This is a genomic window from Vibrio sp. CB1-5 (assembly GCF_059412285.1).
This window is the reverse complement of sequence record NZ_JBJHPB010000012.1, coordinates 71,959-88,655: the sequence shown is the minus strand read 5'-3', so window position 1 is coordinate 88,655 and position 16,697 is coordinate 71,959. Positions and strand designations below refer to the sequence as shown.

Annotated in this window: 13 protein-coding genes and 1 pseudogene; 9 read left to right on the top strand and 5 right to left on the bottom strand. The window is 43.3% G+C overall.

Translation table 11 applies throughout. The annotated features are described in order from the left end of the window. Position 1: 1 nt before the first annotated feature. The 3 genes from ACJB0T_RS10890 to ACJB0T_RS10880 are packed head-to-tail and all read right to left on the bottom strand — an operon-like array spanning position 2 to position 5,931. Positions 2 to 619 carry a hypothetical protein gene (locus tag ACJB0T_RS10890; RefSeq protein ID WP_479293411.1) on the bottom strand — a complete coding sequence of 206 codons (618 nt, stop codon included), beginning with the start codon at positions 617 to 619 and terminating at the stop codon, positions 2 to 4. Beyond that, entirely contained in the window at positions 612 to 4,427 is a 3,816-nt protein-coding gene (locus ACJB0T_RS10885; RefSeq protein ID WP_479293408.1) for a hypothetical protein, read from the bottom strand. Before ACJB0T_RS10885 ends, ACJB0T_RS10890 begins: the two co-directional genes overlap by 8 nt. After that, positions 4,417 to 5,931: a tyrosine-type recombinase/integrase gene (locus tag ACJB0T_RS10880; protein WP_479293406.1), complete on the bottom strand. Its 1,515-nt coding sequence runs from the start codon at positions 5,929 to 5,931 to the stop codon at positions 4,417 to 4,419. The genes ACJB0T_RS10885 and ACJB0T_RS10880 overlap by 11 nt, the downstream gene beginning before the upstream one ends. A gap of 115 nt (positions 5,932 to 6,046) precedes the next feature. On the opposite strand from ACJB0T_RS10880, the pseudogene nrdD reads away from it, so the two are divergent. The 4 genes and pseudogenes from nrdD to ACJB0T_RS10860 all read left to right on the top strand — a co-directional run. Then, positions 6,047 to 7,315: pseudogene (gene nrdD, locus ACJB0T_RS10875) on the top strand (anaerobic ribonucleoside-triphosphate reductase); the annotation flags it as partial. 38 nt (positions 7,316 to 7,353) lie between these two features. Next, a complete protein-coding gene (gene nrdG / locus ACJB0T_RS10870) occupies positions 7,354 to 7,824 on the top strand; it encodes an anaerobic ribonucleoside-triphosphate reductase-activating protein (protein ID WP_479293405.1) in 471 nt (156 codons plus the stop codon). Positions 7,825 to 8,052: 228 nt separating this feature from the next. Next, a complete protein-coding gene (locus ACJB0T_RS10865) occupies positions 8,053 to 9,240 on the top strand; it encodes an amino acid aminotransferase (RefSeq protein ID WP_479293403.1) in 1,188 nt (395 codons plus the stop codon). Between the two features lie 41 nt (positions 9,241 to 9,281). Continuing rightward, a complete protein-coding gene (locus ACJB0T_RS10860; RefSeq protein WP_479293401.1) occupies positions 9,282 to 9,965 on the top strand; it encodes an ATP-dependent zinc protease family protein in 684 nt (227 codons plus the stop codon). Between the two features lie 75 nt (positions 9,966 to 10,040). Here the strand turns inward: ACJB0T_RS10860 and ACJB0T_RS10855 are convergent, their stop codons facing one another. Next, entirely contained in the window at positions 10,041 to 10,577 is a 537-nt protein-coding gene (locus ACJB0T_RS10855; RefSeq protein ID WP_479293399.1) for a hypothetical protein, read from the bottom strand. Positions 10,578 to 10,816: 239 nt separating this feature from the next. Between ACJB0T_RS10855 and ACJB0T_RS10850 the strand changes: the two genes are divergently transcribed. From ACJB0T_RS10850 to modC, 4 genes are read left to right on the top strand one after another with little or no spacing between them, the layout of a single operon-like run. Beyond that, on the top strand, positions 10,817 to 12,295 hold the full coding sequence (locus ACJB0T_RS10850) for a cobyric acid synthase (protein ID WP_479293397.1): 1,479 nt from the start codon (positions 10,817 to 10,819) through the stop codon (positions 12,293 to 12,295). A 25-nt stretch (positions 12,296 to 12,320) separates the two neighbouring features. After that, the gene (gene modA / locus ACJB0T_RS10845; RefSeq protein WP_479293394.1) at positions 12,321 to 13,097 is read left to right on the top strand and encodes a molybdate ABC transporter substrate-binding protein; all 777 of its coding nucleotides are present in this window, start codon (positions 12,321 to 12,323) and stop codon (positions 13,095 to 13,097) included. Between the two features lies 1 nt (position 13,098). Next, positions 13,099 to 13,791 carry a molybdate ABC transporter permease subunit gene (modB, locus tag ACJB0T_RS10840; protein ID WP_479293392.1) on the top strand — a complete coding sequence of 231 codons (693 nt, stop codon included), beginning with the start codon at positions 13,099 to 13,101 and terminating at the stop codon, positions 13,789 to 13,791. After that, the gene (gene modC, locus ACJB0T_RS10835) at positions 13,788 to 14,900 is read left to right on the top strand and encodes a molybdenum ABC transporter ATP-binding protein ModC (protein WP_479293390.1); all 1,113 of its coding nucleotides are present in this window, start codon (positions 13,788 to 13,790) and stop codon (positions 14,898 to 14,900) included. The genes modB and modC overlap by 4 nt, the downstream gene beginning before the upstream one ends. Before the next feature lie 44 nt (positions 14,901 to 14,944). Here the strand turns inward: modC and ACJB0T_RS10830 are convergent, their stop codons facing one another. Then, positions 14,945 to 15,382 carry a DUF3069 domain-containing protein gene (locus tag ACJB0T_RS10830; RefSeq protein ID WP_479293388.1) on the bottom strand — a complete coding sequence of 146 codons (438 nt, stop codon included), beginning with the start codon at positions 15,380 to 15,382 and terminating at the stop codon, positions 14,945 to 14,947. Between the two features lie 214 nt (positions 15,383 to 15,596). On the opposite strand from ACJB0T_RS10830, the gene ACJB0T_RS10825 reads away from it, so the two are divergent. Continuing rightward, positions 15,597 to 16,580, top strand: a complete 984-nt coding sequence (locus tag ACJB0T_RS10825; RefSeq protein WP_479293385.1) for a GGDEF domain-containing protein — start codon at positions 15,597 to 15,599, stop codon at positions 16,578 to 16,580. The last annotated feature ends 117 nt before the right edge of the window (positions 16,581 to 16,697 follow it).

The following is a 16,697-nucleotide window of genomic DNA, read 5'->3' as shown; positions in this document are numbered from 1 at the left end:
TTCAGTCCCTCGGGGGAGGTGTGTTGCGTTTTTGCCATGCTAGATATGGCAGCGTTTGTTCAGAATTGACTATGGTTTCACCAAAATATTCAATTCGTCCATCTGGCATAAAATCTAAACCTACATCACCATTGTCTAGAATTCTAGCTAGTGCTCGACACAGTTTCTCGATGTCAATATCAGCCTGTCTAGCATCAGTTGCATCTTGTAGTGTTAACTGCTTTTGAGATGCATTTGATATAGCAAGTTCAGCCTGTAACAGGTCATTTTTTAGTTTTTTTACCTCGTTGTTAAGAAGGCTAATTCTAGACTCGTATCTAGCTTGAAGGTGTGCCCAATTTTTAGGTTTCGGTTGTGCTAGTGAATCTAGTATGTTGGTACTTGGCGCGATTTTTAACAAAGCTGTCTCTAGGTAGCCTCGGTAGTATCCCCCGCTGTTTTCAGCCTTCAGCAAAGTGGAATACGCAACTCCAGTGTCTCGATGCAGTTTTCTTGCAAGCTGATTCATACTGGAAATATCCGTCCTGAGGCTTGGCGTGTTAATATATGTATCTAGTGTTTTAACAACTAAATCAATACGCTTTCTCAGAGATTCTGCTCTTACGTTTTCTTTAACCATTAGCTGTTAAAACCTCCATTACCGTATTTTGCAAGGGGCTTCTCTTGAGAGTTGGCGGCGATAGTTCATTGTCGATTACTTGTAGGATTTGCTCCTTGGTAATTATTTTTGCGTCCAACATGCTCATTATTGGGGACATAATGTGCCGTGGATCTAGAGAGTCACTCACAAAACAGGCTTCAACTTTTCTCATCACATCCTTAGAAGCATTTTTAGATTCTAGTAAAATTCGTCTCTCAATTTTTGCTACGGTTTTTGCAACTTCAGGACTGTTCAAGGACGGAATGTCACTCATGTTAGTCACATGATCCAGAAATAACTCAGACACAGACTGGCTGAGTTTCTTGCATGATATTGTTGTGGACAATAGGCGCGGGGCAGGGACAATAAATCTACTAGTATGTTTTTTGTTCAATAATCTAACCCTCGTTTGCTCAATAATGTGCAGAGCTGTCTGCCAACCTAATAGTTCACTCTGTAAAATTGATTGCTCTCTCTTCAGTTGAGCTATCTCAATTTTATGTACAGTTGCATCATCAACCTTGCTACGGTTTAGTCTGATTATGGCGGTTACGTTGGCCTTTAGATCTAACTCATAGCGCTGAACCATACGTGAAATAGATATTAGGTTATCAATATGGCAGATCTTAATTCGGCAGACACCACATCGTTGATAACCACCATTTTCAGTGATTATTATTGATGTGCACTCCATGTTATGTATACAAATATGGGTGGGTGCAAATGCAATTAGTGACAACGGTGTGGACTCAACAAGATCCATGCCAGTTGGGTTAGTTATTTCATTACCTTCGTCATCAACAGTTACAATTGGAATGGATGTAAAGCCGTACACCATCATTGTTTCTTTGGGATTTTCCTGAAATGCTCCCTGTACATGGGTTTGAGAAACATCGTTGGTGCGCATACGAGAGGTATCGTTATTTGTTGGTTTGTGTACTTGCAAAGAATGGCCACTGCGGTACTCCAAGATCTTTCGTGCTCTTTCTTCGTCTGTCTCTTTGTTGTAGTAGACAGTTGAAAACACTTTTATCTGGCCGATATTCTTACGAACTGTTTCTAGCCCTATATAGCCAACCCGATGGCTGACATATGTGGTTCGAGTTGAATGCGGAGTTAGTAGTGCTAATAACTTAACTCTATGTCCGTCGGCATCAAATTTGAGCTTTTCATTTTTACCTGAGACCTTAGCTCGCTTAACGAACTCGCTCTCAGCGGTGATTAACCGTTCTACTGTCTGAGATGTCATGGAGCCAGTTTCGGATAGAGGCACCATTTTAACAAACTCACACCTACCTATCGTATTAGTGAATGAACTATTGATAACCCCCTGAGAAATAGATAGGAATATCCGCCATACATCACTCCATGCTGTTTCTGTAAACGCTTCACCGGATGCGTTCCTAAAAAGTACATCGATTTCTCTACCGTCATTGTTATAGTTTATTAGGTGGTCAACATCAGTTCTCAAATCCTGAAATTGCCTTTCGGCTCGGAGCATTGATATAACATCAAGGTGAGAGATCGCTTTCCATGGCTGCCGTCTACTTTTGTCGGTGCTAACCAATAGTTGAACAAGGTCCTCAGTCACATATTTGTCAAAATACCTTTTGTCTAAATAGCGGATATGTTTGTGACGTATCCCCTGTTCTAGTGCAACAATAATGCCTCTGATCGGTCCGAGCAATGGAGCCACTATTTGCGTGTCTTCGATGTCTATCGTTCCAAAATTAGTCATTGAATATGGGTTACTGATGATCTTGGACGTGTTATCTAAACGAACATAGGCATCTGTCAGTTCATCATTAACGTACCAAACGATTGGAGAAAAACCAGCGCATACATGAGAATTAATCTCACGTTTAAGTGCCATCGTATTGTTCTCACCCACACGTATTACATCTTGGTAATGCTCCAACGGTACTGCCCAATAAAATGCATCAGCAATCAGCTTCTTTTCGGCATTTACTGGAGAGTTGTGTTGATATTTCACTATGCCAGCAGGAGTTCTGATTTTGGGTCCTATTTCGATTAACCTGTATTGGTTGTCTGTATGGAAAGACATCGCAGGTCTAAAGCCCAGCAAATTATAATCGTAACCCTCTAAAACCCGCTCTTGGAGGTAGGCACCGTACATTTCTAACGTATAGGCCACGCTCAACGATACTGCGTATTCAGGTCTGGTAAATACGCGCTTAACCGATTCGGTCAGGGTGCCTAGCTGGATGCCATTGTTAGCTTTGTGCCAGTGGTTAGTAAATTCAGTTGGTAACAGCAGCTTACCTGTTGAACTAATATGGTCTTCATCAAAAGCAAAATTAACCTCTACGGAGTCTAGAGCGGCTTTTACCCACGTAGCCACGGAGGCAGACTTATGCAGCAAAAACTCCCCTAATGTACGGGGCCACTGATCAGTATCGATATCTTGATTCGAATAGGAGCGAATTACAAATGTCTCTCTATCTAACTCTTTGAATGTTGCAGGTGTAGAGATACATCCTTCTATAGACTGTTCTTGAAACATTTCGCACCAACATGATACATATGCAAGATATTGATAAATAACATTCCAGCCCCATTTAGCGTTGGAGAATGATGGTTTAGTAACAGAATTCAGATGTTTGTCTTTGTACATGTTCCATGCGTTGTAGTCAGGCTCATCTATAATCCCGAGAGAGTAAAACTTTTGGGTCGCTTTATAATCATTATCAGCAAAAAACTCGAATAGCATCTGCTCATCCTGCTCGTAAATGACCTCGTCGAAATTGAAATCTATTGCGGAATTTAATAGCAATAGTTCAGCCCTATAGGCTCTGGTAACGCTATGTGTGTGGCCTGTTAACGAATCTTTTTTGTGACAGCCTAGTTTAGTAGCAGCAGTCCTGAATGTTTCGAACGCCGTTTTAGCTAGCTTGAATGGCTTGGTGTCATTAGACAACTCTTTCAACAATATTGCATCGTGCGGATTTGTGGAATCATACGTGTCATATAGGCAAAATAGGCGAACTAGGTCGTCGTAGCAGTCTATGCTAATGTCGTCGAGGGACTTTAATGTGCTACAGTATAGAATGCTAGAACACTTTCTATAGTATTTTCCACCCTCGTATTTAATGAGATTAACCTCCAACGTTGGAGCACTCTGAATGTCAGTCAGTACCTGCGTGAACTCAACTTTCAGTTGTTCACAATAATTTTCAGATGCGCCAAACATTGGCGGTTTAGAACGATGGTTACTAGTTTTGAACTTAGTAAACTCATCAAATTTGTTGGTATTTAGCTCAAAATCCACGGTAATTGGGAGAACCACTAATCCCTCTCGCCATAGTCTGATTAAAATCAACCTCGAATACAGTATTACCGTGTTGTAAACATTTTTACTGATTTGATCTGATTGAATACCAATAGATAGAAATAGTATTTCTACTTGCTTCAGGAACTCCAAGGCCCCATGATACCTTTTATGTTCAGGCTTTCGTGCATCGCTTTTTCTGGTTGAAAAATTACCCGCACTAGCGGTTAGGGACGCGATTTTGAGCAATATATCGGTGTTCGAGATATTTCCTGCTATTTCACATATTACACAGCGTACGTCGGCCTTGCCTGTGCTCAGATTTGAACTGCGATTCAATATATCCATTTCTGGCACAGAAAACTTTTTATCTACACCGACATTCGAGAAGAATTCCTCAACCTTAGTCATGAGTTGAAGCGCAATTTGATTACAGCGCTTATTCGCCGTTTCGATACCCAAGGGGTAATAGGCTGAACCTGATGTATTAAATATCATTATTATGTCCCTTCAATCGCAATAGCATCTTGTCGATTTTTTTAGCCTCTGCTAAATGCAATTGTTTTTGCTTTAGCAGTTTAGCTGTCTGCTCATCTAGGTTCAGGCGTGTGATATCACGAGACAAATTATGCTCCTGACTCAGTTTCTCTGAGTCGTCTCGTTTATAATTTATGGTGCTGGTGTAATTGACATGACCTATCAGACTTCGGACATCCTCTGCGTCATAACCAAATATCAGTTTTCCATCCTTTGTTAGGCGAGGGCATTCGTAATGGAGGTAATAGACGAGTGCATGCCGGGCAAAATGCGGCCCATGGAGTGCTTTTTTTGAGATACCTATTTCCATTAGTGCTTTTTTAAATCGTTTTACGATATTTGAGTGGCTACGTTTTTCATCGGCACGCTGAGTTAGGATAAATGGACGCCCCCTGTTCGAGTTCTTTTCGTACGTAAACAAAAAATCGTGGCTATCATCCGTGACAGCCGTTGATAGGAGTTTATCCAGTGACTCCCAAAAAATTTCCTCAGCTATGCCAAATAGGTAGACCTCATCGTGTAGGGTTTTGCGGCCTTTCCATGCATCGCACAATTTAACCTCCTCTGAGGTCAAACCGCGCTTTGATACATTTGAGGTCAGGAAGATTCTACGGTTTGTGAAATCGATATGCCTCAATTGTAATAGCAGTGCCTCGCTGATTCGTAACCCACTCGCGAATAGAAGAGCGTATAGGGTTCGGTCACGATCAGACAGTGATTTCAGCTCAAGAAACTGTTGAATCTGTTCCTGTGTTATGGCAACTATGTCCTTAATTGTAGAGTCATCAGAAGGAAGACGAGAAAATATTTGATTTTTCTGTGCCTGAATATTGTGTGCACCGAGGATACCTCCAAGAGCTGTATGATTCTGCCAATATATTTTTTGTGAGTGTGATATTTCCGTGGAGTTCCAAACCTGTTCGAACAGAGGCTGATATTGGGAATGTGATGGCGACACTCCCATAGCACGGCAGAGTCTAGTATGTGCTGCTCTCGCATAGCGTTCGGAGATCTTGATATAGTGCTCAACTGCATTTAAATGAATATTGACTGAGTTGTTACTCAGTTTTGGGCGGTAATTATCCATTAGCGCTCTGATTGTCTCTATTTCAAGAGTGACGTTACTAGGTAATTCTCGTTGGATGTACTCTGGATAACCCATGATCACCCTATAGGCATGGCTCAATGATAAGGGAGTCTCAGAACCCATGACTCCTGCCTCATGGAGAAAATCGATAAATTTAATGACAGGAGTTCGATACGAGTTGAGTGTGTTTGCACTTAGGTTTGATTTTTTGGTAGTAGTCTCTTTGAGGCGAACTATCTCCTTCTCATATGCCCGGAACTCTTCAACCTCAGAATTATCACTAATCCTATAAAGGTGATGAGAGATCGTTTCGATTACCTTAGAATTGATAGTCGTTGTTTGTCGTTTTTTCTCGTACCTAACATTTTTCAGATTCATGAGAGTCCATTACTTCCCTAAAGTTGACACATTTACACAATAAGTTGTTGTTATATAACAATCAAAAGTATTATTTGTTACATGTTTATGGTGAGAGCTAGGTCATATAATACATAATGGTCAAACTCCGTTTGTTACCTTCGGTTTTGGTCTAGGTACGAGCTGGGAATCAAAGTTGATCCAAACCTCGATCCTTAAAAACCGTATCGCTGGTCTTGGTAAAAACGCGAAAACAGCGGTGTTCCCTAAACTGGTATTTGCGATTAAAGATGGACTGAATCATAAGTCAGACGATCCAAACTATGACGTTAAGCAGTTAGCTTTAGAGTGTGCGTCTAAGCGTATGTATCCAGACATCTTAAACTACGACAAAGTGGTTGAAGTAACAGGTTCGTTCAAAACGCCTATGGGTTGCCGAAGCTTCCTGAATACTTACGAAGAGAATGGCGAACTTCAACATGAAGGCCGTAACAACCTTGGTGTTGTGAGCTTGAACTTGCCACGTATCGCAATTAAAGCGAAGGGAAGTGTAGATAAGTTCTATGAGTTATTGAATGACCGTTTATTGCTGGCTCGTAAGGCACTAGAAACACGTATTAGTCGTCTTGAAAAAGTCAAAGCGCGCGTAGCTCCTATTCTATATATGGAAGGTGCTTGTGGTGTTCGCTTGAAAGCGGATGATTCGATTGCACCAATTTTCAAGAATGGCCGCGCGTCTATCTCTCTTGGCTACATCGGTATCCATGAGACGATGACTGCACTATTTGGTACAGAAACTCACATGTACAATGACAATCAAATGCGCGATATGGCGCTCGATATCATCAAACATATGAAAACTGTAGTGAATAGCTGGGCTGAAGAAACCGGTTATGCGTTTAGCTTATACGGCACACCAAGTGAGAACTTATGTAGCCGCTTCTGCCAAATCGATACTAAAGAGTTTGGTGTAATCGAAGGCGTTACGGATAAAGGCTACTACACCAATAGCTTCCACCTAGACGTGCAGAAGAAGGTAAACCCGTACGATAAGATCGATTTCGAGATGCCGTATCCAGAGATTTCATCAGGCGGATTTATTTGCTACGGCGAGTTCCCGAATATGCAGCGCAACATCGAAGCGTTAGAGAACGTGTGGGATTACAGCTACAGCCGAGTGCCATATTACGGTACCAATACTCCAATTGATGAGTGTTACGAATGTGGCTACATGGGTGAGTTTGACTGTACAAGTAAGGGCTTTACGTGTCCTAAGTGCGGCAACCATGACTCTACTCGCGTGTCAGTAACACGCCGTGTGTGTGGCTATCTAGGTAGCCCGGACGCTCGTCCTTTTAACTTCGGTAAACAAGAAGAAGTTAAACGTCGCGTTAAGCACCTGTAATCGTTAAACAAAGAAGTCAGTAAAGAGAGCAACAACCCATGAATTATCATCAGTATCATCCGATCGACGTGGTCAATGGACCTGGTACGCGTTGTACTCTCTTTGTTTCTGGCTGCGTGCATCAATGCCGTGGTTGTTATAATCAGTCGACGTTGTCATTGCATTCTGGTCATTTGTTTACCCAAGAGCTTGAAGATCAGATCATAGCGGACTTAAACGACAGTCGAATTAAAAAACGCGGTCTGTCGTTATCTGGCGGAGATCCCCTTCATCCTGCGAATGTGAGTGCTGTACTTAAACTGGTGGAGCGTGTACGAGCAGAGTGCCAAGGTAAGGATATTTGGCTGTGGACAGGGTATGTCCTTGCGGAACTTAGTGCAGAACAAAAACAAGTGGTTGATCTTATCGATGTGCTGGTGGACGGCAAATTCGAGAAAGATCTCGCCGATCCTGAGTTAGAATGGCGTGGAAGTGCAAACCAGGTTATACACCGATTTACAAATTTGTAACATTGATAGTGCAAAAATAAGGAGCTTCGGCTCCTTTTTTAATGCCGCAGAGCACTTAGTTTTATTGAAACTGATGATCTTTTATGCAACATGTGGTGAGGGGCTAATCTGTTTGACAGCTAGGTTTACAGAACGAATCGTCCCCACCAATAACAAAACTATTTCAATATTTTTAATCTAATGATAACGTGAAGGCCATCGCTTGAATTTCAAAGGGTTGTGACTTTCATGTTCTCTCAGTTACCCGAGCCAGCGCTCGATCCTATTCTTTCTCTTTCCGTAGCTTACCGAAATGATCCTCGTACCGACAAAGTCGATCTTGGCATCGGTGTATATCGAAATAGCGACGGTCAAACTCCAATTATGAAGGCCATTGCTGAAGCTCAGCGAATTGTGACTTCAGAGCAACAGACAAAAGCCTACGTTGGCCTTGCTGGTTGTGAAGAATTTAACCAAAGCATCGCGAAAGTGGTTTTTGGTGAAACTCCAATTTACGATCGAGTGTCTGTCATTCAAACTCCTGGTGCGAGCGGTGGCTTGCGTATGCTGGGTGACCTAATGAATGTTGCTGCTCGAGGCACAACAGTGTGGTTATCAAATCCAAGCTACGTAAACCATAAGCCTGTTATGGAAGCTGCGGGCTTGCAGGTTAAGTTTTACCGCTACTTTGACGTAACGACAAAGCAAGTGGATCGTGATGCGATGCTCACCGATCTTAGTCAAGCAGGTCAGGGCGACGTCGTATTGCTGCATGGTTGTTGCCACAACCCAACAGGTGCAGATATTACTTTGGATGACTGGAAAGCGATCACTGAGCTTAGCGTTAAAAACGGTTTTGTTCCTTTCGTAGATGTTGCTTACCAAGGATTTGGTGACGGGCTAGAGCAAGATGCATTGGGCCTTCGTCATATGGCCGAAAATGTAGAAGAAATGTTGCTGACCACCTCATGTTCTAAAAACTTTGGTTTGTACCGTGAACGTACAGGTGCAGCAATTGTTATTGGTAAGAACGCAGCTGAAACGAACAATGCCAAAGGTAAGTTGTTAACGCTCGCACGTTCAACATACACGATGCCACCTGATCACGGTGCGGCACTGGTTAAAACGATTCTAAAGGATGACCATTTAACCACTATGTGGACGACAGAGCTTTCTGAGATGCAACAACGACTTGTATCGCTGCGTGATGGCTTATGCAAAGCTTTGAAACAAACAGGTTCGTCGACCGATTTTGACTTCATCATGTCTCACAAAGGCATGTTTACTGTGCTAGGATTTACAGCAGAGCAAATGCAACGATTGCGCACGGATTATGCGATTTATGGCGTTGACGATGGTCGTATTAACATTGCAGGACTTTCTGAGTCTCAATTGCCATATGTTGCGGATGCATTAGCCGCTGTTAGTCAAAAATAAAGACGACAATAGAAACTACTAAAAATAATAAAGGTGAATGAATGAAACCTTGGAAAGCGATATTACCGTTAATGTTATCAGGTGGTTTGGTTGCGTGTTCGACAACACCGACACAAACTCCGCCACCGGTTGAGCCACCGGCAGCAGAAACTACGCCAGAAGCACCAAAAACTGAACCGGTCGAGCCAGAAGTAAAACCAGAAGAGCAGGTGACTGAAGCGAAACCGGAAAAGCCGGAAGAGCCGGTAAAAGAAACCAAACCAGCAGAGAAGCCGAAGCCAGCTCCAGTCAAGAGTGATGACGGCAAGTTAATTCTAGGTGAGCAAGAATATGTTCGTCTAATGGATATGAAAGTGACGACAAAAGCTCGTGTTGATACTGGTGCGACAACGTCTTCACTAAGCGCAGTTGACATCGTCCCATTTGAACGTGATGGCAAAGATTGGGTTAAATTTAAAGTGAAGCACGATGGTGTGGAATCTAAAGAAGTATCGATGCCAGTTGACCGTTGGGTAAAAGTAAAGCAATCAAGCTCGGAGGAGAGTGATAAGCGCCCGGTCGTTGTATCAGTGATTAAAATTGGCGATATGACGAGTAAAACGGAATTTACTCTTGCTGACAGGACTCACCTGAAATACCCAGTGTTATTAGGTAGAAGTTTCTTTAGAGATGTAGCAATTGTCGATGTAAGCCGTAAATACGTTCAGCCAAAACCAACCAAATAAAACAAAAGGGCTTTCCAAATATGGAAAGCCCTTTTTGATTCATCGCAGTGTAACCTATCGATAGTAATGCTTAAATTAAAAACCAAACTCAACGGACATTTGTACTTGGGGGCCGTAAATACCGCCATCTTTGATGTCAGCACCTAGTGATAGTGCTTCAGTTGAGTGGAATCGTGCGCCGACACTCCAAATAAATACGGTATCATCACGACGGTTTAACAGACCGACTTGACCAACGCCTTCTATATTCTGCAATAACCAAACACGGGAGCCAATGTTGAATTCTGACATGAATTCACTATCGAATTTCTCATCATCTCTGGTTTTCACGTTGTGAACCAAAAGCTGGCCGAACACATCGGCAAACTGACCCATAGGCCCATTAAAACCCAAACCACCAGCAACGTCCCAATCACCTTCAAATCGGCTATCTGCACGAGCAATGATATGAGTGTTTTCCGTAAAGAAGGTTGTAAACTCAGCACCTACTGTACCAGGGTTAGCACCTAAGCGGACTTCGAATGAGTTATAGTTAAAATTGTTCGCTTGAACCAGCGTAGGGGCGGCGACTGCTAATGTTAACAGCGCAGCACTGCTTGCTTTACCTAGCATGAGGACTCCATGATAAAAAGAAATTCATATAAACTCGAATTTTGAATTGGCTCAGTATATAAAAAAACAGTTAGCAAAATATAGACCAATTTAACGATATCGAGAGTTTGTAGGCAGAATTGATGAACTATTATACAAATAAGGTCTTAATAATTCGTTAAGTTTCAATGTGAAGCGTTGGTCGTAGTGATTAAAAAAGGTAAACTAATCGAATTATTGATCAAGGATATAAGCACAATATGCGCCGCACTTCACAAGCTCTTATGGTTCAAGGCACCACATCCGATGCAGGTAAGAGTGTATTAGTGGCAGGGTTATGCCGTGTTCTAGCACGCCAAGGGATAAAGGTTGCCCCATTTAAACCACAAAATATGGCATTAAACAGTGCGGTAACTGAAGATGGCGGGGAAATTGGGCGCGCTCAGGCGGTTCAAGCTCAAGCCGCGAATGTAACAGCTACTGTCGATATGAATCCGGTGTTGATTAAGCCAAACTCTGATACTGGCGCACAAATAATTATCCAAGGTAAAGCCCACGCGAACATGGACGCAGTAGGTTTTCATGATTACAAACGCTTTGCTATGCCTTATGTGCTAGAGTCGTTTGAAAAGCTCAGCAGCCGTTTTGATTCCGTGGTTATTGAAGGTGCAGGTAGCCCAGCCGAGATTAACCTCAGAGCCAATGACATCGCCAATATGGGTTTCGCTGAAGAAGCAGACATTCCTGTTATTATTGTCGCTGACATCGACCGAGGCGGCGTTTTCGCCCATCTTTACGGCACCTTAGCTTTATTATCAGAATCTGAGCAGCAGCGTGTGAAGGGTTTTGTTATTAATCGTTTTCGTGGTGACATTTCATTGCTTGAGCCCGGTTTAGATTGGCTAGAGGAAAAAACGGGTAAGCCGGTTATCGGCGTGTTGCCTTTTTTGCATGGCCTGAATATCGAAGCGGAAGATGCCATAGATGCTTCGCATGATATTAAATCCAAGACAAAGCTCAGTGTCGCAGTCCCTGTATTAACCCGCATCAGCAATCACACCGACTTTGATGCACTTCGTCTGCATCCAGATATCGATTTTAGATATGTAGGTAAAGGTGAACGCTTAAATAATGCTGATTTGATTGTATTGCCAGGGACTAAATCTGTGCGCGATGATCTTGCTTATCTTCGAGAGCAGGGGTGGGATAAAGATATCTACAAGCATCTGCGTTTTGGCGGCAAAGTGATGGGGATCTGCGGAGGTTATCAAATGCTTGGTAACACTATTGCGGATCCAAAAGGGATAGAAGGGTCCGCAGGAAGTAGTGATGGCTTGAACCTGCTTCAGCTCCACACGGTATTGGAAAGTGAGAAGCAGCTTACCAACGTTAATGGAACTCTTACTCTTGAGGGGCGCTCTGCACCGTTTTCTGGTTACGAAATTCATGCAGGTCGCTCAACCGTTGGTGACAAGCAGCCGGTTAGCTTCGATGATAATGAGCTTGACGGTGCGGTCAGCAGTGACAACCAAGTGCTTGGAACGTACGTGCATGGCTTTTTTGATTCACCAGAAGTGACTCAGTTGGTCGCCCGTTGGGTGAATGATGCGGATATTGAGTCGTTTGCGATCAACGACGAGAAAGAGTTTGCCATCGATAGAATCGCTGACGCGATCGAACAGCATCTTGACCTTGTAAAGCTATGGCCTGACCTTAAATTATCAGGGCAACAAGACTAAGAGTTCTGAAGAGGAAACGCCGTTAATGCGCACTATAATCACTCTGTTTTTAGTTACGCTGTCACAGTTTGCGATGATTCAATCTGCTCTAGCTAAGCCACTAACCGTATTCGCTGCAAGCTCTATGACTAATGCAGTCAATGAGCTTGCTCAAACGTTTGAACATGAGTATGGCATTGAAGTTAGGGCCGTTTACGCAGGCTCATCTTCATTGGCGAGGCAGATCCAAAGAGAGGCGCCAGCGGACGTATTCATTTCTGCTAACGTGCGCTGGGTTGATTATCTCGTGTCCCAAAAGGTGATAAGTGCTAGTGATATTCAACATATCGCCAGAAATAAGTTGGTTCTGATCACTAGCAAATCAAACGGTGAAGAAACGTCATTTGATATTTCAAAGCAAAGTTATTGGCAGCAATACCTTACTGATGAGCGACTAGCCATCGGACAGGTTAACGCCGTACCAGCGGGCATATACGCGAAACAAGCATTGGAATCACTACGGCTATGGCCAACAGTGCGAAGTCAATTAGCACCAGTGAACAATGTAAGGCAGGTGCTGGCATTGGTGGATAGGAAAGAGGCGCCTTTGGGTATCGTATACAGTTCCGACCTAATGATTAGTGACGGTGTCACTAAGTTGGCTGATTTTCCAGATTCAAGTCACGACCCTATCGACTATCCTTTAGTGACGCTCAACCATAACAAGCAGACTAAGCAGTTTGCTGAGTTTGTTGCTTCTGAACAAGGGCAAACCATATTGCGACAACATGGATTTATCACAGATAAGGAAGCAAATCTTTAATATGCTGACTGACTATGAAGTAGAGGCGATACAACTCAGTGTGAAGGTGGCCGGTGTAGCCATTCTCTGGTTGATTCCAATCGGTGTCTTTTTCGCATGGCTACTGAGCAAAAAGCAGTTCATTGGAAAAAGTATTCTAGACAGCGTGATTCATCTGCCTTTGGTATTGCCACCGGTTGTTGTGGGCTATTTGCTTTTGGTTTCCATGGGAAAACAAGGGGTCATCGGCCAGTTTATCTATCAGCTAACTGGAATCAGTTTTAGTTTTAGCTGGCGAGGTGCAGTATTGGCTTGCATTATCGTTGCGCTGCCCTTGATGGTTCGTTCCATTCGCCTATCGATGGACAGTGTCGACCACAAGCTAGAGCAGGCCGCTAGAACGCTCGGAGCATCGCCGAGAAAGGTGTTTTTTACTATCACACTACCGCTTGTTATCCCCGGTATTATTAGCGGTACTATGCTGTCGTTCGCTCGAAGCCTCGGTGAATTTGGCGCAACAATTAGTTTTGTATCTAATATCCCCGGCGAAACACAAACTATCCCGTTAGCCATGTACAGTTTTTTGGAAACGCCAGGCGCTGAAGACGCGGCTATGAGGTTGTGTATTATCTCTATTGTGATATCGCTAGCGTCGCTCTATTTCTCTGAATCGCTCAATCGTTGGGTGTCACGCCGCTTAGGGGTGGCACAATGAAAAGGTTAGATATCGATGTTAGAAAACAATTTGGTGAACAAGCATTTCATCTAAAAGCCTCATTGCCCTCGAGTGGTATCAGTGCGATCTTTGGCCGCTCTGGCGCGGGCAAGACCACGCTAATAAATCTTATTAGTGGGTTAGTCCAACCCGATTCAGGGCATATTCGCTTTAATGGTCGAACGATTTTTGATTCTAGCCAAGGCATTGACCTTGCGATAGAAAAACGAGAAATCGGCTATGTGTTCCAAGACGCACGCTTGTTTCCGCATTTGTCTGTAGAGCGAAATTTGCGTTACGGGGTCACGAAAGACGATACGGCGCATTTTGATGAAATCGTCGAGCTGCTTGCTATTGAGCCACTTTTGAATCGCTATCCAAGTTCATTATCTGGCGGGGAGAAGCAGCGAGTCGCTATCGGACGCGCGCTATTGAGCAAGCCGAAAGTGCTGCTCATGGATGAGCCATTAGCATCACTGGATAATCCAAGAAAACGCGAGTTAATGCCTTTTCTAGAAGCACTGTCGAGTCGCGTCGATATCCCAATTTTATATGTGACACATAGCCTTAATGAGATTTTGAGACTTGCACAGCACCTGGTTATTATTGATGAGGGCTGCATCGTTGAGTCTGGTTTGATTGAGCAAGTGTGGGGCACAAAGATCATGCAATCGTGGCAATCGTTTTCAGATAAGAGTGCACTGTTTAAAGGTGAAGTCGTCGCTCAAAACGACACGTACGGTCTGACCAAAGTAGCGCTAACAAACGATCACTACTTATGGGTACAGCGAACGGAAGCGGCCGTCGGTGAGGCGGTACGATTGCGAGTTAGAGCTAACGACGTATCTATCGCATTAAGCAGAGCTAAAAATACCTCCATTCGAAACATTTTACCTTGTACCATCAAAACCATTGCTCAAGGTGGGAAAGGAACGCCAAGACAAAGCGTAGAAGTGGTGCTGTCGTTGGCTGGTCACTGTGAACTAGTTGCAACGGTAACCCAGTGGGCAGTGGATGATCTAAAGCTGCACGTTGGTCAATCAGTGTATGCACAAATTAAAGGGGTCAGTGTGGCGCAGAAAGACGTCGCTCTTGAGCCGCACCTGTAAAAAAAGCCACATAAAAATGTGGCTTTTTCTGATGTCATTGTCGATTACTTGACAAAGACTTCTTTGAAATCACGCTTTAGAATCGCATCACGACGCGCTTTCTTGATTTGCTTGACCATATCCTTGATACAGTTCTGTAAAACTTTATCAAGTAGCTCAGCCTTGTAAGACTCTTTATCTTCGTCGCTCATGTCTGCAGGCAAATCCATCGTAGTAAACTCTTCAAGAGCGCTTACTCCAGCGAAAGCTTGGCTAACGGAGATCAATGCGTGGAACTGCTCAAAGTTGTCTAGGATGTTTTGAGCACTAGCTGGCAGTGAATCCCATGCTTCGCGAACGGCTTCTTCGGTCACTTCGTGAATCGAGACCACCATGTTGTAAAGCTCTTCAGGTACCTCGTCAAATAGGATAACCTGTTTTAGCTCAGCGGATACCGTTTCTAAGTCTATGATTGGGGTTTCAGTATTTTGTGTCTCAGACATACAACTTTCTCTGTATAACGATTATCGATAATCCTGCGATTACCTTTCTAAAAGACAATAATAATCCAACTCATCAGACAATGCCCAGCCAAAACTTCGTTTTAGGCCTAAACAAGCTGTTATTATTGCGATTTTTGTGGGACTGTTTGAATAATGTCCTAATATGTGGTTTATATTAACAATACATCGGCGTAATACAAAGACAAGGATGCTTATGAAGTCCATAGAATCTTCGATGAAAATACTTCTCGTTGATGACGCTCAGTTGGAAAGAATGCAGTTGCAGATACGCCTCAAACAGTTGGGGCATGAGGTTGAAGTTGCAGCAAGTGGGAGAGAGGCTCTCGCGCTTTATCCGACGTTTGACCCTGAGTTGGTGCTCTTAGATATCTCAATGCCTGAAATGGACGGATTTGAAGTCGCTTCAGAGATACGTCAACGCTACGAAGCCGATTGGATCCCTATTATTTTCCTAAGTAGTCACGATGAGCCGGAAATGATTGCTAAAGCAATCGATGCAGGTGGTGATGATTACCTTGTAAAACCCGTCAACAAGATTGTGCTGCAATCAAAATTGATTGCTATGCAGCGTATTGCTCACATGAGACGCGAGTTAAAACAAGCGAGTTCTCAGTTGGAAGAAGCGAATCGCGCGCTTCAGCATCAAGCAAATGAAGATGGGCTCACCAAATTGTTTAATCGCCGCTATATGGATCAAAAATTGACGGAATTGATCCAGTGGCATGGCCGACACCAAATGCCGCTCTCTGTGATCTTAATGGATGTCGACCATTTCAAAGCGTTCAACGATAACTACGGACATACCGAAGGCGATCAGTGTTTAATTAATATTGCTCAGTTTTTAGATGTTATGTTTATCCGTTCCGGTGAGTATGTAGGGCGTTATGGTGGGGAAGAGTTTGTCATATTGCTCAGTCGAAGTGACGTAGCAGAGGCAGAAGAGAATGCAGCGCGGGTGAAAGATGGAATTGTTTCGCTGAATATTCCGCACGAGTACTCTCAAACGGCAGATAGAGTGACGCTGTCACTGGGTGTTTATAGTACGATCCCAACAGGGACTGAATCGATTAATGAACTGTATGAAAGAGCCGACAAGTTGCTCTATCAGGCGAAGCGGAATGGTCGTAATCGCTACGTTTTGCAGTTGGAGAGCGATATAATTAGCACAACATCATAACTTCTTTTATCCTGTTAATGGCAATAAAAACAAAAACTAACCGGCAAAATCAGCGGTCAGTAATGTTGATGTCGCTTTCTTTTAATGACAAAGCGTTACTATAGCCGAGTAACGCTT